The sequence below is a fragment of the Pseudomonas sp. SWRI111 genome (assembly GCF_014268555.1).
Lineage (GTDB): Bacteria > Pseudomonadota > Gammaproteobacteria > Pseudomonadales > Pseudomonadaceae > Aquipseudomonas > Aquipseudomonas hamedanensis.
The window spans coordinates 56,909-81,358 of sequence record NZ_JABWQQ010000023.1 but is presented as its reverse complement, the minus strand read 5'-3'; the positions used below and the strand labels follow the sequence as shown (position 1 = coordinate 81,358).

Below are 24,450 nucleotides of genomic sequence, written 5' to 3'. Positions count from 1 at the left end.
TCCCATGACGCTTCCTTAAATCGAGGCTCCTACATCATGGTCTAAAAAAGTTCGACCACAACAGGCTCACTCCTACATTTGGAATGCGTTTCCCTGTAGGAGTGAGCTTGCTCGCGATAGCATCAGCTCAGACACCATCAATCCCGGGATTCAACGCCCAATTCATCCCACACCGATTCGGCCAGATGAAACGTCGCATTCGCCGCCGGGATCCCGCAATAAATCGCGCTCTGCATGATCACTTCCTTGATCTCGCCCCGGCTCACGCCGTTGTTGGCCGCCGCGCGCAGGTGCAGTTTCAGTTCACCCTCGCGGTTCATGCCGATCAGCATGGCAATGGTGATCAGGCTGCGGGTATGCCGGGGCAGACCCGGGCGGGTCCAGATGTCACCCCAGGCGTGGCGGGTGATCATCTCCTGGAACTCCGAGTTGAATTCGGTCAGGGTGGTCAGGCTGCGATCGACATGGGCGTCGCCCAATACCGCGCGGCGCACTTGCATGCCTTCGTCGTAACGTTGTTTTTCGTCCACAAAATCTTCCTCACTGAGCCTGCAAAAACGCCAGCACACGGTCGCTGAACCCGGCGCCGGCCTGCACGTTGGACAGGTGCGCCGCGTAGAACTCGGCGTATTCGGCGCCGCGCACATGGTCACGAATGAAATGCCCACCGGACGGTGGCGTCACCGCATCTTCGCTGCCGGCAATCACCAGCAACGGCACCTTGATCGAAGCCAGTTGCTCACGGAAATCGGCGTCGCGCACGGCGGCGCAGTTGGCCGCATAACCTTGTGGATTCGTCGCGGCGAGCATGTCGGTAATCTTCTTCGCCGCGTCGGGGTGCGCCGCGGAAAAGTCCGGGGTGAACCAGCGCGCAATCGAGGCGTCACGCAGCGCGACCATCGCCGCCGGGCCGTCGCGCAATACCGTTTCGATGCGCGGATTCCACACCGACGGATCGCCGATTTTCGCCGCTGTGTTGCAGACGACCAGCTTGTGCAGGCGCTGGCCGGCATTGATCCCCAGCCACTGGCCGATCAATCCGCCCATCGACAGTCCGCAGAAATGTGCACGCTCGATGTGCAGCGCATCGAGCAGACCGAGCACGTCGTGGCCCAGTTGCTCAATGCTGTACGGCCCTTCGGTGACCAGCGATCGGCCGTGACCGCGAGTGTCGAAACGCAGCACGCGAAAATGCTCGGTGAACGCCGGCATCTGCGCGTCCCACATGTGCAGGTCGGTGCCCAGCGAGTTGGACAGTACCAGCACCGGCGCATCGTCCGGGCCATCGATTTGGTAGTGCAGTTCGCCATCGGCGAGGTGAACGAAAGCCACAGCCTTCTCCTTCAGACAGTCAAAGCGTTGTGTTCGGCCACCGCGCGCTCGACCCAGACGTGGGCCTGGCCGAGGTAGTGCGCGGGGTTGAGAAGATCGTCGAGTTCAGCCTCGCTGAGTTCGGCGGTGACTTGCGGCTCGTCACCGAGCACCGCGCGCAAGTGACGCTGCTCGGCCACCGCGCGTTTGCAGCACTGTTCCAGCAGATGATGCGCAGTGTCGCGACCCACCCGCTGTGCGAGGACAATGCTCACCGCTTCGGCCAGCACCAGCCCTTGAGTCAAGTCGAGGTTACGGGTCATGCGTGCGGCGTCGACTTCCAGGCCATCGGCAAGCAAGCGCGCCTGTTGCAGCGAACCCGAGACCAGGCAGCAAATCTCCGGCAGGGTTTCCCATTCGGCATGCCACAGACCGAGGCTGCGCTCGTGTTCCTGCGGCATCGCACTGAACAGCGTCGACACCAGCCCCGGCACCCGGGTCGCCGCGCCGATCAATACTGCCGCGCCCACCGGGTTGCGTTTGTGCGGCATGGTCGATGACCCGCCTTTGCCCGGCGCCGCCGGCTCGAACACTTCCGCCGCTTCGGTCTGCATCAACAGGCTGATGTCGCGACCGAGCTTGCCGAGGCTGCCGGCGATCAGGCCAAGCACAGCGCCGAATTCGACGATGCGATCGCGCTGGGTGTGCCACGGTTGTTCCGGCAGGCTCAGTTGCAGCTCTTCGGCCAAGGCTTGCGCGATTGGCAAGGCCTGCTCACCCAGCGCCGCGAGCGTGCCGGAGGCGCCACCGAATTGCAGCACCAACAGCCGCGGTTTCAGTTCCCGCAGACGCTGACGGCTGCGCGTCACAGCACCCAGCCAGCCGGCGATTTTCATGCCGAGGGTGACTGGCGTCGCGTGTTGCAGCCAGGTGCGCCCGGCCAACGGTGTGGTGGCAAACCGTTGTGCCTGGGTGGCTAGCGAATCGGCCAGTTGCGCCAGATCGCTTTCGATCAGCGCCAACGCCTGACGCAATTGCAGCACCAGCCCGGAATCCATCACGTCCTGACTGGTCGCGCCCAGATGCACATAGCGCTCGGCTTCGGCGTCGCTAGACGCAATCTGTCTGCCCAACGCCTTGACCAGTGGAATCGCCGAGTTGCCGGCGCTGGCAATCGCCTCGCCCAGCGCGGCGAAGTCATACAGACCGGCGTCGCACGCCGCCGCAATCGGTGCCACCGCTGATGAAGGAATCAGCCCAACACGCGCCTCGGCCCGGGCCAGCGCCGCTTCGAAGTCGAGCATTGCCTGCACGCGGCCCTGATCGCAGAACACCTCGCGCATATCACGGGCGGTGAAGTAGGCATCGAACAATTGATTGCCCGGTCGCTGAGTCATAAACAGTCCTTGCCGGCGCGGGCCAAGCCGGCCCGCGCGCTGGAGGTTAGAGATCGTGGTGCAAATACGCCGCCTGTTTCGGCAGGCGCAGGCTGAACAGGAACGCCACCGCCATCATCGCCGTGACGTACCAATAGAACGAGTTTTCCATGCCGATATTTTTCAGGCTCAGGGCGACGAATTCCGCCGAACCGCCAAAGATCGCATTGGCCACCGCATAGGCCAGACCGACACCGAGGGCGCGCACCTCGGGCGGGAACATTTCGGCTTTCACCAACCCGCTGATCGAGGTGTAGAAACTGACAATTGCCAGCGCCAGCGTGATCAGCACGAACGCCAGAAACGGACTGCTGATGCTTTTCAAACTGAGCAGGATCGGCACGGTGAACAGCGTGCCGAGGGCGCCGAACCAGAGCATCGAATTACGTCGGCCGATCTTGTCGGCGAGCATGCCGAACAGCGGCTGCATGCACATGTACAGAAACAGCGCGCCGGTCATGATGTAGCTGGCGGTCTTGGCGTGCATGCCGGCGGTGTTGACCAGGTATTTCTGCATGTAGGTGGTGAAGGTGTAGAAAATCAGCGACCCGCCCGCGGTGTAGCCGAGTACCGTAATGAACGCGGCTTTGTGATCGCGAAACAGTGCCGCGATGCTGCCGGCGTCTTTGTGTTCGCGGGTTTCCTTGTTGGTGGTTTCTTTCAGCGAGCGCCGCAGGAACAGCGAAATCAGCGCCGCCACCGCACCAACCACAAACGGAATCCGCCAGCCGTAGGCCCGCAGGTCTTCCTCGGTGAGGAACTGTTGTAGCACCACCACCAGCGACACCGCCAGCAGTTGCCCACCGATCAACGTCACGTACTGGAACGAGGCGAAGAAGCCGCGCTGGCCCTTGAGCGCCACCTCACTCATGTAGGTTGCGGTGGTGCCGTATTCGCCACCTACCGATAGCCCTTGCAACAGACGCGCGAAAAGCAGCAGCACCGGCGCCCAGACGCCAATGTCCTTGTAGGTCGGCAGGCAGGCGATCAACAGCGAGCCAAAGCACATCATCAGAATCGAGATGAGCATCGAATTCTTGCGCCCGTGCTTGTCGGCGACCCGGCCAAAGATCCAGCCGCCAATCGGCCGCATCAGGAAGCCGGCGGCAAACACACCGGCGGTGTTGACCAGTTGCACGGTCGGGTTATCGGAGGGGAAAAACGCCGGGGCGAAATAGATCGCGCAGAAGGCGTAGACGTAGAAGTCGAACCATTCGACCAGATTGCCGGACGAGGCGCCGACAATGGCGAAGATGCGCTTGCTGCGCTCTTCGCCGGTGTAATGGGAAGTGGTGGTGGTCATTGTCTTTTCACTCGAAAGGGACGGTCACAGTCTAGACACACTTTGCAACACTCCCGTTCCACATCCTGTATTGATCGTTCCCACGCTCCGCGTGGTAACGCCGCCATGGACGCTCCGCGTCCACTGTGACGCAGAGCGTCACGGGATGCATTCCCACGCAGAGCGTGGGAACGATCATGCACTCGGCTACACAGTTTCCCTTGTAGGAGTGAGCCTGCTCGCGATTGCAGTGTGTCATTGAGACAATTCAAATCTGACACACCGCAATCGCGAGCAGGCTCACTCCTACAGGGATTGGCGGTGTTGTTTAGTAATCGAAAAACACCGTCTCGGCATCGGTGCCCTGCAGAATCACATTCCACTGGTAAACGCCCGAAGCATCCGCTTTGGCCAGCAAGGTCTGGCGACGTTCTGCCGGCACGCATTCCAGCAACGGGTCATCCACGTTCGCCGGCTCACCCTCAAAGTAGATCCGCGTCAGCAGGTGCTTGACCAGGCCCCGGGCGAACACCAGCACCACCAGGTGCGGCGCCTGGGTCGAGCCTTTCAGCCCTTGCACCGTGCCGGGTTTGATCGTGGTGAAACGGAAGCGCCCTTCGGCGTCCACAGGGATCCGGCCAAAACCTTCGAAATTCGGGTCGAGCGGTTTGTCTTGCTGATCTTCCGGGTGGTCGTATTTGCCGGCGGCGTTGGCCTGCCAGACTTCGAGCATGGCGTCGTTGACGACATCGCCATTGCCGTCCACCACTTGGCCAGTGATCGCTACGCGCTCGCCCAGGGTCAGCTCGTTGGCGAGGGCTTCGCGATTCAGCCAGGTCAGGCCGATGTGGTAATACGGCCCGACGGTGTGGGAGGTAGTCGCAGTCAGGGTCATCTTATTTCTCCATCGGCGTGGCATCACGGCCGCGCAGCACGATGTCCCAGCGGTAACCGAGGGCGTAGGACGGAATGGTTTTTTCCAGATCGAAACGGGCGATCAGGCGTTCCTTGGCCGAGGTATCCGGCACGCAGTTGTAGATTGGGTCATAGGCCAGCAACGGATCACCGGGGAAATACATTTGCGTGACCAGACGCGTGAGGATGCTCGGCCCGAACAGGGAAAAATGGATGTGCGCCGGGCGCCACGCATTGTGGTGATTGCCCCACGGATAGGCGCCGGGCTTGATGGTCTGGAACTGATACCAGCCGTCGGCATCGGTAACGGTTCGGCCGGTGCCGGTAAAATTCGGGTCCAGCGGCGCGTCGTGCAGATCGCGCGCGTGGTTGTAGCGGCCGGCGGCGTTCGCCTGCCAGATCTCCACCAGAATACCCGGCACCGGCAGACCGTTTTCGTCGAGTACGCGGCCATGAATAATGATGCGCTCGCCCAACGGCTCACCGTCGTGCTGGGCGGTCAGGTCGTTGTCCTTCTCGGCGACGTGCTCGGCGCCAATGGTCGGCCCGGTGATTTCCGAGAGTGAATGAGGCAGATACACCAAAGGCTTGGACGGCGAGCGCAGGTTGGTGGATTGATAGGTCGGGTGCAGGTAGTCAGGCTGAGTGCCTGCCTGTGGGCGACGGTAACCAGGCTTGTCAGTCATTTCGCTTTCCTCTGTTCTTATAAGTGTCGCAGCGCGTCAGACGCGTTCGATGGCCAGGGCCAGACCTTGGCCGACACCGACGCACATGGTCGCCAGACCTTTCTTGCCACCGGTTTTTTCCAGATGATGCAGGGCTGTCAGCACCAGCCGCGCTCCGCTCATGCCCAGCGGGTGGCCCAAGGCAATCGCGCCACCGTTCGGGTTGACCTGTGGCGCATCGTCGGCCAGACCCAACTCGCGCAACACCGCCAGACCCTGGCTGGCAAACGCCTCGTTGAGTTCGATCACGTCGAAATCGCTGACCGCCACGCCAAGGCGTTCGGTCAACTTGCGCACCGCCGGCACCGGGCCGATGCCCATCACCCGCGGCGCCACACCGGCGCTGGCCATGCCGAGCACTTTGGCACGGGCGGTCAGGCCGTGTTTTTTTACTGCTTCGGCTGAGGCGAGAATCAGTGCCGCGGCGCCATCGTTAACACCCGAGGCATTCCCGGCGGTGACGGTTTTGTCGGCGCCGTTGACCGGTTTCAGTTTGCTCAGCGCTTCAAGGGTGGTGTCAGCGCGCGGATGTTCGTCCTGGCTGACCACGGTTTCGCCTTTCTTATGCGCGATGCGCACTTCAACGATTTCTTCAGCGAAGTAGCCAGCGGCCTGGGCGGCGGCGGTACGCTGCTGACTGCGCAGGGCAAAGGCGTCCTGATCCTCGCGCGATACCTGGTAGTCGTCGGCGACGTTGTCAGCGGTTTGCGGCATGGCATCGACGCCGTACTGCGCCTTCATCACCGGATTGATGAAACGCCAGCCGATGGTGGTGTCTTCCAGTTTCATGTTGCGCGAAAACGCCGCGTCGGCCTTGCCCATCACGAACGGCGCGCGGGACATCGACTCGACGCCGCCGGCAATCGCCAGCTCCATCTCGCCGCTGGCGATGGCGCGAAACGCCGTGCCGATCGCATCCATGCCCGAAGCGCAGAGGCGATTGAGGGTCACACCCGGCACACTGGCAGGCAGGCCGGCGAGCAACAGCGCCATTCGCGCAACGTTGCGGTTATCTTCACCGGCCTGATTGGCGCAGCCAAGAAAGACTTCGTCGATGGCCGTCCAGTCCACCGATGGATTACGTTCCATCAGGGCCTTGATCGGCACGGCGGCCAGGTCATCGGCGCGCACGGCGGACAGTCCGCCGCCGAAACGGCCGATGGGGGTGCGAATCGCGTCGCAGATATAGACGTCACGCATCATGCTTCTCCCGGTGCCTGACCGTGGGCGGCAGCGGTACGCGCTTCAAGATCACGCAGCGCTGTCAGCTCGACTTCGGTCGGCTCAGCGGTGGTTTCAACCGTGTCGGCAAAGCGAATCGCCCAACCGGTGGCGGCCACCACTTGCTCACGGGTCACGCCCGGATGCAACGCAGTGACGACAAATTCGTGAGTGCCCTCCTCCGGCTCCATGATGCACAGGTCAGTGATGATCCCCACCGGACCGGCGCCCGGCAGGCCCAGACGCTTGCGCGAATCGCCGCCCTCGCCATGACCGACCGAGGTGATGAAATCGAGTTTGTCGACAAACGAACGCGCCGACTGTTTGAGGATGATCAACACGCTTTTCGCCGAACCGGCAATCTCCGGCGCGCCACCGGCACCCGGCAGGCGTACTTTCGGCGCGTGATAGTCGCCGACCACGGTGGTGTTGATGTTGCCAAAACGGTCAACCTGCGCGGCGCCGAGAAAACCGACGTCGATGCGCCCGCCCTGCAGCCAGTAGCGAAAAATCTCACCGGTCGGCACCACGGTGTCGGCGGTCTCGGCCAGCTCGCCGTCACCGATGGACAGCGGCAGTACGCTCGGCTTGGCGCCAATCGGGCCGGATTCGTAGATCAACACCACGTCCGGCGACGAGGTCAGTCGCGCAAGGTTGGCAGCTTTCGAGGGCAGGCCGATGCCGACGAAGCACACCGAGCCGTTTTTCAGGCGGCGGGCCGCAGCGACGGTCATCATTTCGTTGGTGGTGTAAGTCATTACTTGGCCTCCGAGGCAGCGGCCAACTTGGCCTGGAACTCGCTGAAGTCAGCGCAGCCATGGATGTATTCGTTGATCCACGCAGTAAACGTCTCACGGTCGCGAGCGATCGGGTCCCACGCCTGATAAAACCGATTGTCACGCTCGGTGTAACCGTGGGCGTAGGACGGATGCGCGCCGCCCGGCACGTGGCAAACTGCGCTCAGCGCCCAGGTCGGCAGTACACATGCGTTCATCGGTGCGTTGAGGTCGTCGACGATTTCCTCAACCGTGACGATGCAGCGCTTGGCCGCCAGCGCGGCTTCTTTCTGCACGCCGAGAATGCCCCAGAGCAGCACGTTGCCCTTGCGGTCGGCTTTCTGCGCGTGAATCACCGTGACGTCCGGGCGCACCGAAGGCACCGCCGCCAGCACTTCGCCGGTGAACGGGCAGGTCACGGTTTTGATCAACGGATTGACCTTCGGCAGATCAGAGCCGGCATAAGCACGCAGTACCGCGAACGGCAGACCGGAAGCGCCGGCGACGTAGGCGTTGGCGAGGTCGGCGTGGCTGTGTTCTTCGATTTCCAGCGGCTGCGGCCATTGCTTCTCGACCGCGTCGCGCAGACGGTGCAGCGAACCCACGCCGGGGTTGCCGCCCCAGGAGAAAATCAACTTGCGCGCGCACCCGGCGCCGATCAGTTGGTCGTAAATCAGGTCAGGCGTCATCCGCACCAGGGTCAGATCTTTCTTGCCTTGACGAATGATTTCATGACCCGCTGCCGTAGGGATCAGGTGAGTGAAGCCTTCGAGGGCGACGGTGTCGCCGTCGTTGACGAATTGCTTCACTGCGTCGTGCAGCGAAAGGATCTCAGCCATGGAGCGGGCTCCCGTTTTGGTATTGAATCGCCAGTGATAAAAAGGCGCGAGGTTCAGCGCCGGAGTCACTGAAGATTAAGCGCGGGAAATTGGCCAAACAATCCGATAATCGACTGAGTGTTCGTTTATCGAACGGATTGTTGTTCCCCTAACAATCAGGATCAAAAGCTTCGCGAGCAAGCCCGCTCCCACAATTGGAATGCATTCCAATTGTGGGAGCGGGCTTGCTCGCGAAGGGGCCAGAACATTCACTGAACATCCTGCGCATGGAACTCAGGTGGCATCCGCATGACTGACCATGCCCTTGACCAACACCGCCGCCGTCGCCAAACCGGCCGGGATCACCAAAGCCGTCAGCACCTGCTCGAAATTCCAGCCCAGACCCAGCAGGGTCGCGCCCATCCACGCCCCGAGAATCGCGCCGAAGCGGCCTATCCCAAGCATCCACGACACCCCCGTCGCCCGCCCCTGGGTCGGATAAAACCGCGCCGCCAGCGACGGCATCGCCGATTGCGCACCGTTGACGCACATGCCCGCCACCAGCACCAGGGTCGCCAACAGCGTGATGTTGCCCAGGCTCTGCCCCACGGCGTAGGCAAACACCCCGGCCAGCAGGTAGAAAATGCCGATGACCTTGTGCGGATTGAAGCGATCCATTGCCCAGCCCACCGCGACCGCGCTCAATACACCGCCGAACTGAAACAGCGCTCCGATGAACGCGGACTGTTCCATGCTGGCGCCACTGTCGCGCATCAGCGTAGGCAGCCAACTGGTCAGCAGGTACACGATCACCAGGCCCATGAAATAGGTCAGCCACAACAGCAGGGTGCCGGCGCTGTAAGTGCCGGAGAAGATCACCGCGAAGACGTTGCGCGCCTTTACGGTCTGCTGTTCCGGCACGCTGAAACTGGAGGCTTGGGCGACCACAAGCGGATCAATGGGCGCCAGGGTCTTGCGCACTTTGTCGGTGCCGCGGTTGCGCACGACCAGATAGCGCGCCGACTCCGGCAGCCAGAACAGCAGCACCACTGCGAGCATCAGTGGTAGCACCCCGCCGATCAGTAACAGGCTGTGCCAGCCGAACGCTGGAATCAGCTTCGCCGAGATGAACCCGCCGCCGGCCATGCCCAGGTTGAAGCCGCAGAACATGCTGGTCACCAGCAGGGATTTCTTGCGCTCCGGGGTGTATTCCGACAACAGCGTTGTTGCGTTGGGCATCCCCGCTCCAAGGCCAAGGCCGGTCAGAAAGCGCAGCACCAGTAATTGTTCGACGTTGGTGCTGTACGCCGACGCCAGGCTGAAGGCGCCGAACAGCACCACCGCGCCGACGAGCACCACTTTGCGTCCGAAGCGGTCAGCCAGCGGGCCGGAACCGAGAGCACCGAAGACCATGCCGATCAGCGCGGCACTCATCACCGGTCCCAGGCTGGCACGGTCGATGCCCCAGTCCTGCGACAGCGCCGGGGCAATAAAGCCCATCGCCGCGGTATCGAGTCCATCGAGAAACACAATCAGAAAACACAGGATCACCACCCGCCACTGATAGCGCGAGATCGGTTGGGCGTTGATAAAGGTCTGCACATCGAGGCAGTTACCCACAGCGGACTGAGGCTGGTTCATTATTTTTATTCCACGCAAAAACGCAGTCGAACGGCGGCCGGCCGAAGCCCGGCACGGTCACAAGAATAGAAGGTTGCGGTCAGACGTTGCGCTGTAGCCGGCAACAGGGCGCAGAGCGGAGACAGTCGGGGGAAATGCGCATGGGGGTGCCTCTTGTCATTATTATCGGGGTCGGCAGTCCGGGCTGACACGGGCGGTCAACGCCGGATGACGCTGCCGCGACATTAATGATCCGAGGGTTTTAGCGTCAATTCGATAAACGCAACACTGTGCGTTTATCGAACAGCTTCAGGCAAACAACTGCGCGCTGAGGTCGCGACTGGCGCTCAACAGGCCCGGCAGAAAACGCTGCTCCAGTTCGGTACGACTGACCCGGCCGGCATGGGTACTGACGTTGAGCGCCGCGACCACTTGCCCCGAGGCATCGTAGACGGGCACGGCAATCGAGCGCAGGCCCTGTTCCAGCTCCTGATCGACGATGCACCAGCCTTGCTGCCGCACTTGCTGCAGGCATTCGAGCAAGGCATCGGGGGTATGAATCGTGCGGCTGGTCTTGGCGACGAGTTCAGCGTGCTCAAGGTATTCACCGAGCGAAGTATCGTCCAGCGCCGCCAGCAGGATCCGCCCCATCGACGTGCAATAGGCCGGCAGGCGTCCGCCCACCGACAGGTCCACCGAAATCAGACGCTGGGTGGTCGCCGAACGGGCGATATAGAGAATGTCGTCGCCCTCAAGCGTGGCCATGTTGCAGGCTTCGTGCAGTTGCTCGCTCATGCGGTCGAGGTAGGGCTGGGCGGACACCGCCAGCGGCGTCGACGACAGATATGCGTGGCCGAGGGTCAGCACCTTGGGCAGCAATGAATAGGTGCGACCGTCGGTGGTGGCGTAACCGAGCTTGATCAGCGTGTGCAGGCAACGGCGCACGGCGGCGCGGGGAATTTCCGTGCGATGGCTGATCTGCGCGATGGTCAAGTGACGCTTGCGCTCCTGAAACGCCTGAACAACCGCAAGTCCCCGTGCCAGCGACGTCATGAAATCAGGATCGCCGGTCAGGGCCTGAATGCGTTTGGCTGGCGAGGCCACAATCGGCGGCGCCACGGAGGTGAAGGAGTTGCGCATTTGATCGTTCATTTCGTGTCCCTATACCCGGCGCGGATCAATGGCCATACAAACGGCTCACAGACCGATGCGCAAGCCTTGAGCCGCCAACATTGGGCGATTATCGAACCGCCGACCGATAATCGCAATCGCCCGTAGCGGGCCCAAGCCACGCCGATCAGGACGCTTGTGTAACTTCAATGAGAAAACAGATGCTGGACTTAGTTACTCGACTAAATGGCGCCAAAAACTGATCGCTGTCCTCTAACAGTTTGTTAGCGTTTCAACTCGCCGTAAAACTTGCGAGTAACAAAACAATCACACATCCAGAACCGTTTTTAACTTGGCAAAGATAGTCATTCCTGAATCGACCGCTATAATGCACCTCAGTGCAACCTCGCCTTACTGTGCGGTTGCCACCCGCTGCGGCGATCTCAATCGCCGTCGGCCCCGGCCAGCGCCTGGCACTCTTGATCATCACAACGCCAACGCGCGCCGAAACAGGAAGCTGATGCTGCGTCAGTTTTAATCTGGTGTCGTAGCCGCCTGTAACACGGAAGTCTTGATCGCCCCGCCGATTGCCCCAATGCCTGTTCAGGTGTCGGGAGTTCGTCGAGGCCGCTCAATCAATTCGTTGCAGCGCGTATCACCGGACATTTATCCCAACTCATACAGGTAGCACTGTGACGAAAGACGAACTGCGCGCGGAACTTGAGCGCCAGGAACAACGTTACAAGGAAGTTTACGGCGGGGAAGTCACCACCTACGCCGCTCAGCCCGAACCGGAACGCAAGGCCTGGCGTAAACGCCCCACCGTTCAGGATCAGGTCTTCAAGCAGGAAATCGAAAAGATCGAAAAGGAACTCAAAGCCGAAGAGCCTTGAAGCAGGCTTTTTGCATCTTTCGAAGGTTGGCGTCCACACCCGCTACAAGCGCGGTGCAACGACGATGCCTTGCGCGCCCGCTACCCGCGGGCAGCGGCAATCTCTGCACAGCGCAGACTGAAAGCGACCGTCCTACAGGTTTCAGAGATATTTCAGACAAGCGTTTGAGGCGTCAGCGCACCTGAAAAAACCTCATAAAAAACATTTTTTTTCTTTGCTATCAATTAGTTATAAAACCATGCAGCGCCCTTGGCTTTAACGCCCTGCAACAAATTAAATTGAAGAAGAGTGTGACCGATGAGCAGACAGGGCATCGATTTCCACTCTTTTCTGGCATAATCGCGCCCCCTTACGACCGGGTCAGAAAACCTTCATGATCGATTTATTCAGCGGACTGGATGCTTGGGTGCTTGTGAGCCTCTTGCTCGCCCTGACGTTTGTCCTCGCCTTCGAGTTCATCAATGGATTTCATGACACCGCTAACGCGGTAGCCACTGTTATCTACACCAAAGCCATGCCGCCGCACCTGGCGGTGTTCTTTTCCGGTGTGTTCAATTTCCTCGGCGTCCTGCTGGGCGGCGTGGGCGTGGCGTATGCCATCGTCCACCTGCTGCCGGTTGAGCTGCTGATCAATGTGAACACCGGCCATGGCCTGGCGATGGTGTTCTCGTTGCTCGCCGCGGCAATCGCCTGGAACCTGGGCACCTGGTACTTCGGTATTCCGGCTTCCAGCTCGCACACACTGATCGGCTCGATCCTCGGTGTCGGCCTGGCCAACGCCCTGATCAACGACATCCCGCTGGCCGACGGTGTGAACTGGCGCAAGGCAATGGATATCGGCGCCTCGCTGGTGTTCTCGCCAATGGCCGGCTTCTTGATCGCCGCGCTGGTGCTGATCGGCCTGAAATGGTGGCGCCCGCTGTCGAAGATGCACAAGACGCCGGAACAGCGCCGCAAGATCGACGACAAAAAGCACCCGCCGTTCTGGAACCGTCTGGTCCTGGTGATCTCGGCCATGGCCGTGAGCTTCGTGCACGGTTCCAACGACGGCCAGAAAGGCATCGGCCTGATCATGCTGGTGCTGATCGGTATCGTCCCGGCACAGTTCGTACTCGACCTGAACAGCACCACCTACCAGATCGAACGCACCCGCGATGCGACCCTGCACCTGAGCCAGTTCTACCAGCGCAACGCCGATTCGCTGGGTGAGTTCCTGGCCCTGGGCAAGAGCGTGGAAGGCGACCTGCCGGAGAAATTCCGCTGCAATCCGCAGCAGACCGAACCGACCATTTCCGCCCTGCTGCACACCCTTAAAGGCGTAGCGGACTACCATTCGCTGTCGTCGGAAAGCCGCATCGAAGTGCGTCGCTACCTGCTCTGCCTGGACGACACGGCGAAGAAAGTCGGCAAATTGCCTGGCCTGGAAGCCCGTGAAAAGGCTGATCTGGACAAGCTGCGCAAAGACCTGACCACCACCACCGAATACGCACCGTTCTGGGTGATTCTGGCGGTCGCCCTGGCACTGGGCCTGGGCACCATGGTTGGCTGGAAGCGCGTGGTGCTGACGATCGGCGAGAAGATCGGCAAGCAGGGCATGACCTATTCGCAGGGCATGTCGGCGCAGATCACCACCGCCAGTTTGATTGGCATGGCCAACATTTTCAGCCTGCCGGTTTCGACCACTCACGTGTTGTCTTCGGGTGTGGCCGGGACCATGGTTGCCAATAAGAGCGGCCTGCAAGGTGGTACGGTGAAGACTATTCTGCTGGCTTGGGTGTTGACCCTGCCGGCGACTGTGGCGCTGTCGGCTGGGTTGTTCTGGCTGGCTTCGAAGGCTTTGGGTAGTTGATCGATTGCTGTTGTTGAAGGAGGCGCGATTCTTGGGATCGCGCCTTTTTTTTGGTATTGAGGTTGTGTGTATATCCGTTGCTGCGGTAACGGCTTCTTATGGTTTCGCTCTTACAGCGAGTCACCTTTTCCAAACGCCGAAAAGGTAACCCAAAAGGCTTTGCCCCGGCGTACGGCCCGCTCGCTGGGGCTCGGGGTTCCTTCGTTACGGGATCGATCCGGGCGCAGCGTCTCCGGTTTGCTTCGCTGCACCTCCTCCCGCTGTGTACGACTGCGTCGTACGGTCGCTGCGCTCCCACGCCCGGATCGATCCCGTAACGAAGCCTGCCGATGGGGCTAAAGGTCAAAAGCCAGAGCAAAAGCAGAAGCAGAAGCCAGATCAAAAGATCGCAGCCTTCGGCAGCTCCTACAGTTGGATCGCGTGAATTTGATAGAAATTGGTCGGCCGGAAGGACGCCATCGCGAGCAAGCTCGCTCCTACAGTTGGAATGCATACACCAGTGAGAAACAGGTCGGCTGTCAGGCCGCCTTCGCGAGCAGGCTCGCTCCCGCAGAAAAACAAAGCAGCGCAGCTGCCCGCGGCAAAGCCGCCCCACTCAACAATGAGCGTTAGCTCGAGTGCTTTTGATCCACGGGCGACTTCGGAAGGCTGAGCGGAGGGATTGATCCGGGCGTGGGAGCGCAGCGACCGTTTGGCGAAGCCAAACACAGCGAGAGGAGGTGCAGCGAAGCAAACCGGAGACGCTGCGCCCGGATCGATCCCGCAGCGAAGGAACCCGAGCCTGCGAGGGCCGAACGCAGGAGCAAAGCCTTTTCGGTTACCTTTTTGGCGTTTGAAAAAGGTGACTCGCCGTAAGGGCGAAACCGCCAGCCGCAGCACCGCAAAAAACGGATATTCACCCAAAACCCCAAGAGCCTTGGCCGGCCCAAAGGCCGCCACGGCCCCAAAAAAAAAGGGGCAACCGAAGTCGCCCCAAAATGCCTTGCGTGCTCATCAATCCAGAAGCAATCACTTGCGCCGCTTATGCGCATCCTTCCAGATAAAAAATCCAAACCCTGCAAAAAACAGAACCATGAGGCCTACAGTCAAAACCCCGGCAAACACCACGTTATCGAAAAACATGACTGGCCTCCTGGCCCCTGCTTTGCTGCGATGGGGGCAAGTTAGCAAACACACAGGCGCACACATTGACCGGGATCAATATCCGCAACGAAGGGAAACTAAGGAGGGGAAATAACTGACCTGCATCAATGGATGCAGGGGCAGATCAGCGCTTTTTCGGCTTGTTCTTCGACTTTTTCCTGGCTTTTCCCAACGGCATCGCCTGCTCGAAGGCCTTGCGCACTTCGTTCAGCCGCTTCTCGTTGAGGTCGTGCACCCGCTTGGCGCGTTCGGTGCTCAGATCAATCAGTTTGTCGTCTAGGCTCATGGCATCCGGCACATCGCAAAAGAGATCACAACTGCCGGTCACCCGGCAGCACTGCGCCAATCATGCCGCCTGACGCCCGCGCTGACCAGCCACCCGTGGCAGACCGTCAAATCTCGATATCGACCCACAACCCCTGACGTGGCTGATCTTCCATCAGCGGCACCACCGGCACGGTGTTGTCAGCGTTCAACTCGGTACCGGGCACGGCCAGATGTTCTTCGGGGTCTTCATCCGCCTCACGACGACGGCGATCACGCTCCTGCTGGCGGCGCTGTTCCTCGCGCAGCAACAGTCCATCCTCTTCGGGATCGCGCTTTTGCAGATCGATAGTGCTTTCGTTGGAGCTTTCCTGCACCGGCACCACTGGCGGAATATCCGGCCGCTGGCGGATCGGATCCTGCTGGGAGGTGATCGGCACAGCGCTCAAGGGCAGCATCGGTGGCAACATATAAAGGGTCTCCTGTGTGCAGGCTATCGGCTGTGACGAGGGCGCCTTGAGCCGCCCGTCGCAAACTTGTGATGCACTTGGCACCTGCAGGCGCTGCCGAAGGCTGCGATCTCTTATGGGACAACGCAAAACCCAAGTGTTCCCACAGATCAAAAGATCGCAGCCTGCGGCAGCTCCTACCCCAGTATTTCTTTGGCCTCAGGGTCGCATTCCGTTAAGATAGCCCGCTTTTTCAAGGTGGGAGTCAGGCAGCATGGCGCAGCAGTATCAACCGGGGCAACGCTGGATCAGTGACAGCGAAGCAGAGCTTGGTTTAGGCACCGTTCTGGCACAGGACGGCCGCTTGTTGACCGTGCTTTACCCGGCCACTGGCGAAACCCGCCAGTACGCGCTACGGAATGCGCCCCTGACCCGCGTGCGGTTCTCGCCCGGCGACAGCATTACTCATTTCGAAGGCTGGAAGATGACCGTGCAGCAAGTCGACGATGTCGACGGACTGATGGTTTATCACGGCCTCAACGCCCAGAACGAAGCCGTTACCCTGCCGGAAACCCAGCTGTCGAACTTCATTCAGTTCCGTCTGGCCAGCGACCGTCTGTTCGCCGGACAGATCGACCCGCTGCCGTGGTTCTCCCTGCGCTACAACACCCTTGAACACACCAGCCGCCAGTTGCAGTCCTCGCTGTGGGGCCTGGGCGGCGTGCGTGCGCAACCGATTGCGCACCAGTTGCACATTGCCCGCGAAGTCGCCGACCGCATTGCGCCGCGGGTACTGCTGGCGGACGAAGTAGGCCTGGGGAAAACCATCGAAGCCGGTCTGGTGATCCATCGCCAACTGCTTTCGGGCCGCGCCAACCGCGTGCTGATCCTGGTGCCGGAAAACCTCCAGCATCAGTGGCTGGTAGAAATGCGCCGCCGCTTCAATCTGCAAGTCGCGCTGTTCGACGAAGAACGTTTCATCGAAAGCGATGCCACCAACCCGTTCGAAGACACGCAACTGGCGCTGGTCGCGCTGGAATGGCTGGTCGACGATGAGAAGGCCCAGGACGCGCTGTTCGCCGCCGGCTGGGATCTGCTGGTGGTCGACGAAGCGCACCACCTGGTCTGGCACGAAGAGAAAGCCAGCGCGGAATATTCGCTGGTCGAACAACTGGCTGAAGTGATCCCGGGCGTGCTGCTGCTCACCGCTACCCCGGAGCAACTCGGCCAAGACAGCCACTTCGCCCGTCTGCGCCTGCTCGACCCGAACCGTTTCCATGACCTGGCCGCCTTCCGCGCCGAGAGCGACAACTATCGCCCGGTGGCCGAGGCCGTTCAGGAGCTGCTCGACAAGGGCCGTCTCTCGGCTGAAGCACACAAGACCATTCACGGTTTCCTCGGCAACGAAGGCGAAGCCCTGCTGACCGCCGTCAACGATGGCGACACGCAAGCCAGCGCACGCCTGGTGCGTGAACTGCTCGACCGCCATGGCACCGGCCGCGTGCTGTTCCGTAACACCCGCGCCGCCGTGCAGGGTTTCCCGGAGCGCAAGCTGCACCCGTATCCGCTGCCGTGCCCGGCCGAATACCTCGAACTGCCGCTGGGCGAACACGCCGAGCTGTACCCGGAAGTCAGCTTCCAGGCCCAGCCGGACGCCAGCGAAGAAGAGCGCTGGTGGAAATTCGACCCGCGCGTCGAGTGGCTGATCGATCAGCTGAAAATGCTCAAGCGCACCAAAGTGCTGGTGATCTGCGCCCATGCCGAAACCGCAATGGACCTGGAAGACGCCCTGCGCGTGCGTTCCGGCATCCCGGCCACGGTGTTCCACGAAGGCATGAACATCCTCGAGCGTGACCGCGCCGCCGCCTACTTCGCCGACGAAGAGTTTGGCGCGCAGGTGCTGATCTGCTCGGAAATCGGCAGTGAAGGTCGCAACTTCCAGTTCGCTCACCATCTGGTGCTGTTCGATCTGCCGTCGCACCCGGACCTGCTCGAGCAGCGTATCGGTCGTCTCGACCGGATTGGCCAGAAGCACATCATCGAGCTGCATGTGCCGTACCTGGAAACCAGCCCGCAAGCGCGCCTGTTCCAGTGGTATCACGAAGCGCTGAATGCGTTCCTCAACACCTGCCCGACCGGCAACGCCTTGCAGCATCAGTTCGGCCCGCGCCTGCTGCCGCTGCTCGAAGAAGCCGACGACGGCGAGTGGCAAGCGCTGATCGACGAAGCGCGCGCCGAGCGTGAACGCCTCGAAGCCGAGCTGCACACCGGTCGTGACCGTTTGCTGGAGCTCAATTCCGGCGGCGCTGGCGAAGGTGAAGCGCTGGTCGAGGCGATCCTCGAGCAGGACGACCAGTTCGCCCTGCCGATCTATATGGAAACGCTGTTCGACGCGTTTGGCATCGACAGCGAAGACCATTCGGAAAACGCCCTGATCCTCAAGCCGAGCGAGAAGATGCTCGACGCCAGTTTCCCGCTGGGCGACGACGAAGGCGTGACCATCACCTACGACCGTAACCAGGCGCTGTCGCGCGAAGATATGCAGTTCATCACCTGGGAACACCCGATGGTACAGGGCGGCATGGACCTGGTGCTGTCCGGCTCGATGGGCAACACCGCCGTCGCGCTGATCAAGAACAAGGCGCTGAAACCAGGCACCGTGTTGCTGGAACTGCTTTACGTCAGTGAAGTGGTCGCGCCGCGCTCGCTGCAACTGGGCCGCTACTTGCCACCGGCGGCGCTGCGCTGCCTGCTCGATGCCAATGGCAATGACCTGTCGCCACGGGTGTCGTTTGAGACCCTGAACGATCAACTCGAAAGCGTGCCGCGTGCCAGCGCCAACAAGTTCATCCAGGCCCAGCGCGATCAACTGACGCCACGGATCAACGCCGGTGAAGACAAGATCGCCCCGCGTCACGCCGAGCGCGTGGCCGAAGCGCGCCGTCGTCTGGCTGCCGACACCGACGAAGAACTGGCGCGCCTGACCGCGTTGCAAGCGGTCAACCCGAGCGTACGTGACAGCGAACTGGAAGCGCTGCGTACACAGCGTGAACAGGGTCTGGCGATGCTGGATAAAGCGGCTTTGCGCCTGGAAGCGATTCGGGTGTTGGTGGCGGGTTGATCGCCCCGCCCCACTATTGAAAAACAAGGAGGCCCGCAGCGATGCGGGCCTTTTTGTAAGTCAGTTATTTATCAGCTGATGCTGATAACCCTATCGCGAGCAGGCTCACTCCTACAGTTGGAAAGCGTTCCCCCTGTAGGAGTGAGCCTGCTCGCGATAGCCGTTAAGCAGTCGCCGCCGAAACCTCTGGCTCAACCACCGCCACCAACCCGTCCCTCATCCGCTGCGCATCGCGAACAAAACACCGCGACGCCAGAAACAGAAAGACCATGGTCAAAAACAGCGCCACCGGAATCAGGTACATCGCGTCATGCAGACCCACGGCCTTGAACGCCTCGGTCATCTGCTCAGCCCCCGCCGACAACATCGCCGTGTGGGCGAAGTGATCCGACAACCCACCGACCACCACCGGCCCCAAACCACCGCCGAGCAGATACAGCCCGGCGAAGAACAACGCCATCGCCGTGGCACGCAAACGCGGCTCGACCACGTCCTGGATCGCCGTGTACACGCAGGTGTAGAAGTTGTACGCGAACAGCCAGCCAACGCTGAACACCGCGACGAACACGCCGATCTCAATGCGCCCGGCATGCAACGCCCACGCCGTGCAAAGCGTCGAGATAATCAGGCTGAACGCGGCAAACAACAGCCGGCCACTGGCGAAACGCTGGTGAATCTTGTCAGCGATCCAGCCGCCGAGGGTCAGCCCGACCAGCCCGGTCACGCCGACGATAACCCCGGTCGCCACGGCCGCATCCTGCAAAGGCATCAGGAAGTAACGTTGCAGCATCGGCACCAGAAACGAGTTGCAGGCGTAGGTGGCGAAGTTGAAACACAGCCCGGCCATCACCAGCCACAGAAAAGTCGGCACGGCGAGTACCCGGCGAATCGGCCTGTCGACCTTCTCTTGCGAGACCTGCACGGCTTCCGCCGCGCCGCGCTTTGGCTCTTTGATGAAAAACATGAAAATGGCGAGGACCAGCCCCGGCACCGCAGCAATGAAAAACGGCGCCCGCCAGCTGTCGAACGCCTTGACCATCGCACCGATGGTGAAGAACGCCAGCAGCAGACCCAGCGGCAGGCCAAGCATGAAAATGCCCATGGCCCGCGCCCGACGGTGCGCTGGAAACAAGTCGCCGATCAGTGAGTTGGCCGCCGGCGCATAACTCGCCTCGCCAATGCCGATGCCCATGCGCACGATCAAAAAGCTCCAGAAACTGCCGACCAGACCGTTGACGGCGGTCAGCGCACTCCAAGTCGCCAGGCCCCAACCCATCAGCTTGCTGCGCGAACCGGTGTCGGCCATGCGCCCCAGCGGCAGGCCGGCGATGGCGTAAACGACGGTGAACGCGGTACCGATGATGCCCAACTGAAAGTCGCTGAGGTGCCATTCCATGCGGATCGGTTCGATGATGATCGCAGGGATCGTGCGGTCGAAGAAATTGAACAGGTTGGCGAGGAACAGCAGGAACAGAATGCGCCAGGCATTCGCCGCTTGGGTCGAGTTCTGCATGGGTCCGTCTCTTTATTGTTATGGGGCTTCACTGCCAACGCATCCGAGCCCGGAACCTGCAATCTAGTCAGCCGCGCGAGGGCTGTCTGTCATCATTCGTCAGCCTGATATCGGCCCATCGCACTGTAACGAAACGTAAGCCCTTGATAAGTCTGCAATCCCCCGAAAACCGGGGGCTTTGCGGCAAAACCCTGGCACAAAAAAATAGTTTCGCGCCCCCCTTCCCAACGCCATGGCAAAGCCTAGAATGGCCGCCGGATCCGTCCGGATCTTCCGATCAATCCCTTTGATACCCCCGCCCATGTCCGAAGCCAGTCCGTGTCTGAATTGCGGTGCCTGCTGTTCCCATTTTCGCGTGTCTTTTTTCTGGGGTGAGTGTTCATCCTCAGGCGGTACGGTTCCCGATGAACTGGTGACCCAAGTCACGCCGAGCCGGGTAGCGATGATCGGCACTGACCGCAAGCCGACGCGCTGCATATCGCTGGCGGGCGAGGTCGGTAGCGCCGTGCAATGCACGATCTATGAACAGCGCTCCAGCCCCTGCCGCGAGTTCGAGGCCTCATGGGAAAACGGCGAACACAACAGCGACTGCGACAAAGCCCGCGCCGCCCACGGCCTGCCACCCTTGCCGCCGCACTGGAATGACCTGCCTCTGGAACGCATTGCCTGACCCTTAGCGCCAATCGCTATGAGGCTAATGTCAAAATCATTCGCGCCAATGTGCCACTACGCCTTGCGCCCCAGAAACGGCCTCTATACTCCAGGCATTCGCCGGCGTTGACGAACGCACCGGCCCGATGAATCCGAGACGGGGCACGCTATGGAGTGGCTTGGTTTGCAGTTTGTTACCGAGCTGCCGGAGAGCGGACAGGTCATACTCAATTGCACCCACGATCCCGTGCTGGTGCTGGTGGCGTATCTGGTCGCGTGCGCGGCCAGTTTTGCCACGCTGGACATGGCCGAACGGGTCGGCCATGCCGAAAACCCGGGCGCGCGACGCGTCTGGCGCTGGATCGGCGGCGCCTGCCTGGCCGGCGGGATCTGGGCCATGCATTTCATTGGCATGCTGGCGTTTCAGGCCCCTATCGAGATCCACTACCACCTGCCGACCACCCTGTTTTCCCTGCTGATCGCCCTGCTCGCCTCGGCGCTGGCCATGCACACCCTGAGCGTGGCGCAGCCGAGTCTGGCGCGTTGCCTGAGGACTGCCGTGGTCATCGGCCTGGGGATCGCCAGCATGCATTACGTCGGCATGGCCGCCATGCAATCGAGCGCCACGGCGTATTACCAACCGAGTCTGTTCGGACTGTCGATCTTGATCGCCGTCGGCGCCAGTTTTGCGGCGTTGTGGGTGGCCGGCTACCTGCGTGAAGGCAGTGGCGTGGCGCATCAGGTGCTCAAATACGTCGCCGCGCTGATGCTCGGCGCCGGTATTATCAGCATGCACTTCACCGGCATGGCCGCCTTGCAACTGGTGCTGCCCGACGGCGCCGCGCCGACCATGGCCATCGAAACCAGCCATCTGCAACTGGGCCTGACGGTCGCGTTGATCATCTTGCTGATTCTGGGCAGCGCCATCAGCGCCGCCATGGCCGACAAGAAACTGCAGAACAAGGAACACGACCTGCGCCGGGTCAACGCCCTGCTCAGCCAGCTCGATCAAGCGCGCATGTCGTTGCAGCAAGTGGCCAACTACGACGCGCTGACCAACCTGATCAATCGCCGTGGCTTCAATCAGCTCTTCGCCGAGAAGCTCAGCCAGAAAGCCAGCGAAGGCGGCATGCTGGCGGTGATGTTTCTCGACATCGACCACTTCAAGCGTATCAACGACAGCCTCGGCCACGATGCCGGTGATGCGCTGCTCAAAGTCATCGCCAGCCACATCAAAAGCTCGGTGCGCAGCCATGAAGACGTGGTCGCAAGGTTCGGCGGTGACGAGTTCTGCATCCTCATCAGCCTGCGTGACCGCGAAGAAGCGCGCAACATGGCCCAGCGCATCATGCTCAAGATGAAAGAGCCCGTTGAACTGGCCGGGCGCCGGATGGTGATGACCACGAGCATCGGCATCAGCCTGTTTCCGCACGATGGCAGCACTTGCGAAGAGTTGCTCAAGCACGCCGACCTCGCGCTGTACCAATCCAAGGGCGCCGGGCGCAACGGTTTGCACTTTTTCAGTCCCAGCCTCAAGACCCGCGCCAGCTTCGAGCTGCAACTGGAAGAGGAATTGCGTAACGCCTTGCGTGAAGAGCACGCGCTGATGCTGTATTACCAGCCGATCTTTGAGCTGAAAACCGGCCGCGTCACCAAGCTTGAAGCGTTGATCCGCTGGCAACATCCGACCCACGGCTTGCTGACCCCGGACCGTTTTATCGGCATTGCCGAAAACAACGGCCTGATCGCCGAACTGGACAACTGGGTGCTGCGCCGGGCCTGCAAGGATCTGGGCGAGCTGTCGCGCCATGGCTGCGAAGACCTGAAAATCGCCTGGAACTGCTCACCGCTGAACCTGGCCCGCGAGGAACTGGCCGACGAAATCGAAAGCGCGTTGCGCACTGCCGGCGTCGCGCCGGAGCGGCTGGAGCTGGAAGTCACCGAGAACGCCCTGATGGGCAATATCGCCAATACTCTGGTGCTGTTGCGCCAGATCCGCGCCCTCGGCGTGTCGCTGTCGATTGATGACTTCGGCACCGGTTACTCGTCGCTGGCCTACCTTAAACGCCTGCCGCTCAATACGCTGAAGATTGACCGCTCTTTCATCCTTGACATTCCCACCGCCACCGCCGACATGGAAATCGTTCAGGCAATCATCGTCATGGCCCACACCCTGCATTTGCAGGTGGTCACCGAAGGCGTGGAAAGTCTGGAGCAATACGAATTCCTCGAGCGCTCGGGCTGCGATTTCATTCAGGGCTACCTGCTCAGCCGACCGGTGCCGCTGGATGAATTGCGCCCGGTGCTGGAAGAAATCAACCAGCGCAAGCCTTCACACGCGGTCAATCCGTTGAGTCTGGCGCACGGTACATTTGCACCAATGTCGCTGGATCCTTCGCCAAAAAACCCTGCGCCCCATGCAGGCGCATCAGTTGTGCGGCCAATCCGCTGATCGGCGTGGCCGAGCCTTGCTCGCGAGAGAATTTCACCGCCGTGTCGAGATCCTTGAGCAGCGTGCGCACGTGCCACTTGATCGGCTCAAAACGGCTCTCGGCCATTTGCGGGGCGAGGATCTGCAAGGGTTTCGAATCGGCAAAGCCACCGGCCAGCGCCTCGGCGATCAGGCGCGCATCGACGCCTGCCTGTTCAGCCAGCGCCACCACTTCGGCAATCACCAGCGCATTGCAGGCGACGATCATCTGGTTGCAGGCCTTGGTCACCTGGCCGGCACCAATGCCGCCCATGTGCGTGACGCGCTGACCGAGAGTGAGCAACACCGGGCGCACCCGTTCAAGATGCTCCGCCGCACCGCCGACCATGATCGCCAGGCTGCCGGCTTCGGCACCGACCACGCCGCCGGACACCGGCGAATCGAGCCAGTGCATGCCGGTTTTTTCGGCCAGCTCGGCGGCCATTTCGCGGGTCGCGGTCGGTTCGAGGCTGGAAAAATCCACCAGTAACTGAGCTTTTCTCGCCCCTTCAGCCACACCGCCAGCGCCAAACACCACCTGCCGCACCACCGCCGTGTCGGCCAGACACAGCATGACAATATCGGCGTGTTCGCACAGTTCAGCGGGGCTCGCGACTTGACGGGCGCCAGCTTCAACCAGTGGCGCGCATTTGTCCGGGTTGCGATTCCACACGGCCAGCGGGTAACCCGCGGCCAACAACCGTCGACACATGGGCAAGCCCATCAGGCCGATTCCGGCAAATCCCAACGAAGGTAGCGTTGACATCATTTTGCCTCTTTTCCATTAAAGATCGCCGAATAATGGCCGATTCATCAACGATCAGGAAAGGATTCCGCCCAGCGATCACCCCAGGCCAACCCCCTGGCGCTCGGGCCTAATTCG

At 61.2% G+C, this 24,450-nt stretch carries 22 protein-coding genes; 5 read left to right on the top strand and 17 right to left on the bottom strand.

Going from position 1 to position 24,450, the window contains the following annotated elements; translation table 11 throughout:
- Positions 1-137 precede the first annotated feature (137 nt).
- The 11 genes from pcaC to pcaR all read right to left on the bottom strand — a co-directional run bounded on the left by pcaC (position 138) and on the right by pcaR (position 11,256).
- A complete protein-coding gene (gene pcaC / locus HU755_RS22840) occupies positions 138-530 on the bottom strand; it encodes a 4-carboxymuconolactone decarboxylase (RefSeq protein WP_024011942.1) in 393 nt (130 codons plus the stop codon).
- Positions 531-540: 10 nt separating this feature from the next.
- A complete protein-coding gene (gene pcaD, locus HU755_RS22835; RefSeq protein ID WP_186636777.1) occupies positions 541-1,332 on the bottom strand; it encodes a 3-oxoadipate enol-lactonase in 792 nt (263 codons plus the stop codon).
- Positions 1,333-1,343: 11 nt separating this feature from the next.
- Positions 1,344-2,708, bottom strand: coding sequence for a 3-carboxy-cis,cis-muconate cycloisomerase (locus HU755_RS22830; protein WP_186636775.1), 1,365 nt, complete (start codon positions 2,706-2,708; stop codon positions 1,344-1,346).
- Between the two features lie 46 nt (positions 2,709-2,754).
- A complete protein-coding gene (locus HU755_RS22825) occupies positions 2,755-4,050 on the bottom strand; it encodes an MFS family transporter (protein WP_186552079.1) in 1,296 nt (431 codons plus the stop codon).
- A 307-nt stretch (positions 4,051-4,357) separates the two neighbouring features.
- A complete protein-coding gene (gene pcaG, locus HU755_RS22820; protein WP_186636773.1) occupies positions 4,358-4,924 on the bottom strand; it encodes a protocatechuate 3,4-dioxygenase subunit alpha in 567 nt (188 codons plus the stop codon).
- Between the two features lies 1 nt (position 4,925).
- Positions 4,926-5,630, bottom strand: coding sequence for a protocatechuate 3,4-dioxygenase subunit beta (gene pcaH / locus HU755_RS22815; protein WP_186636771.1), 705 nt, complete (start codon positions 5,628-5,630; stop codon positions 4,926-4,928).
- Positions 5,631-5,666: 36 nt separating this feature from the next.
- Complete coding sequence (gene pcaF / locus HU755_RS22810) at positions 5,667-6,872, bottom strand: 3-oxoadipyl-CoA thiolase (protein WP_186636768.1); 1,206 nt, start codon at positions 6,870-6,872, stop codon at positions 5,667-5,669.
- Complete coding sequence (locus HU755_RS22805) at positions 6,869-7,648, bottom strand: CoA-transferase subunit beta (RefSeq protein WP_186621120.1); 780 nt, start codon at positions 7,646-7,648, stop codon at positions 6,869-6,871. The genes pcaF and HU755_RS22805 overlap by 4 nt, the downstream gene beginning before the upstream one ends.
- The gene (locus tag HU755_RS22800) at positions 7,648-8,505 is read right to left on the bottom strand and encodes a CoA transferase subunit A (RefSeq protein WP_186552074.1); all 858 of its coding nucleotides are present in this window, start codon (positions 8,503-8,505) and stop codon (positions 7,648-7,650) included. The genes HU755_RS22805 and HU755_RS22800 overlap by 1 nt, the downstream gene beginning before the upstream one ends.
- Positions 8,506-8,778: 273 nt before the next feature.
- Complete coding sequence (locus HU755_RS22795; protein WP_186621122.1) at positions 8,779-10,125, bottom strand: MFS transporter; 1,347 nt, start codon at positions 10,123-10,125, stop codon at positions 8,779-8,781.
- 288 nt (positions 10,126-10,413) lie between these two features.
- A complete protein-coding gene (pcaR, locus tag HU755_RS22790) occupies positions 10,414-11,256 on the bottom strand; it encodes a pca regulon transcriptional regulator PcaR (protein ID WP_186552072.1) in 843 nt (280 codons plus the stop codon).
- Positions 11,257-11,906: 650 nt separating this feature from the next.
- Here pcaR and HU755_RS22785 point away from each other — a divergent pair.
- Together HU755_RS22785 and HU755_RS22780 are read left to right on the top strand one after the other, a co-directional pair.
- Positions 11,907-12,107 (top strand): hypothetical protein, encoded by a 201-nt coding sequence (locus HU755_RS22785; protein WP_008080067.1) that lies wholly within the window; start codon positions 11,907-11,909, stop codon positions 12,105-12,107.
- Between the two features lie 373 nt (positions 12,108-12,480).
- A complete protein-coding gene (locus HU755_RS22780; protein ID WP_186552071.1) occupies positions 12,481-13,956 on the top strand; it encodes an inorganic phosphate transporter in 1,476 nt (491 codons plus the stop codon).
- A gap of 405 nt (positions 13,957-14,361) precedes the next feature.
- On the opposite strand, the gene HU755_RS22775 is transcribed toward HU755_RS22780, so the two are convergent.
- The 4 genes from HU755_RS22775 to HU755_RS22765 all read right to left on the bottom strand — a co-directional run bounded on the left by HU755_RS22775 (position 14,362) and on the right by HU755_RS22765 (position 15,833).
- A complete protein-coding gene (locus HU755_RS22775; protein WP_186636765.1) occupies positions 14,362-14,859 on the bottom strand; it encodes a hypothetical protein in 498 nt (165 codons plus the stop codon).
- A gap of 105 nt (positions 14,860-14,964) precedes the next feature.
- Positions 14,965-15,078 (bottom strand): cytochrome c oxidase subunit CcoM, encoded by a 114-nt coding sequence (ccoM, locus tag HU755_RS27740; protein WP_016771346.1) that lies wholly within the window; start codon positions 15,076-15,078, stop codon positions 14,965-14,967.
- A gap of 145 nt (positions 15,079-15,223) precedes the next feature.
- On the bottom strand, positions 15,224-15,385 hold the full coding sequence (locus HU755_RS22770) for a hypothetical protein (RefSeq protein ID WP_186636763.1): 162 nt from the start codon (positions 15,383-15,385) through the stop codon (positions 15,224-15,226).
- Between the two features lie 106 nt (positions 15,386-15,491).
- The gene (locus tag HU755_RS22765) at positions 15,492-15,833 is read right to left on the bottom strand and encodes an aspartate-semialdehyde dehydrogenase (protein ID WP_085581675.1); all 342 of its coding nucleotides are present in this window, start codon (positions 15,831-15,833) and stop codon (positions 15,492-15,494) included.
- A 253-nt stretch (positions 15,834-16,086) separates the two neighbouring features.
- Here HU755_RS22765 and rapA point away from each other — a divergent pair, with 253 nt between their 5' ends.
- Entirely contained in the window at positions 16,087-18,933 is a 2,847-nt protein-coding gene (rapA, locus tag HU755_RS22760) for an RNA polymerase-associated protein RapA (protein WP_186636760.1), read from the top strand.
- 163 nt (positions 18,934-19,096) lie between these two features.
- Here the strand turns inward: rapA and HU755_RS22755 are convergent, their stop codons facing one another.
- Positions 19,097-20,446: an MFS transporter gene (locus HU755_RS22755; protein WP_186636757.1), complete on the bottom strand. Its 1,350-nt coding sequence runs from the start codon at positions 20,444-20,446 to the stop codon at positions 19,097-19,099.
- Positions 20,447-20,747: 301 nt separating this feature from the next.
- Between HU755_RS22755 and HU755_RS22750 the strand changes: the two genes are divergently transcribed.
- Complete coding sequence (locus tag HU755_RS22750; protein ID WP_186551998.1) at positions 20,748-21,116, top strand: YkgJ family cysteine cluster protein; 369 nt, start codon at positions 20,748-20,750, stop codon at positions 21,114-21,116.
- 150 nt (positions 21,117-21,266) lie between these two features.
- Positions 21,267-23,549, top strand: coding sequence for a bifunctional diguanylate cyclase/phosphodiesterase (locus tag HU755_RS22745; RefSeq protein WP_186636754.1), 2,283 nt, complete (start codon positions 21,267-21,269; stop codon positions 23,547-23,549).
- Here the strand turns inward: HU755_RS22745 and HU755_RS22740 are convergent.
- A complete protein-coding gene (locus HU755_RS22740) occupies positions 23,440-24,336 on the bottom strand; it encodes an NAD(P)-dependent oxidoreductase (RefSeq protein ID WP_186621126.1) in 897 nt (298 codons plus the stop codon). The two genes, HU755_RS22745 and HU755_RS22740, sit on opposite strands and share 110 nt — an antisense overlap.
- Positions 24,337-24,450: the final 114 nt, after the last annotated feature.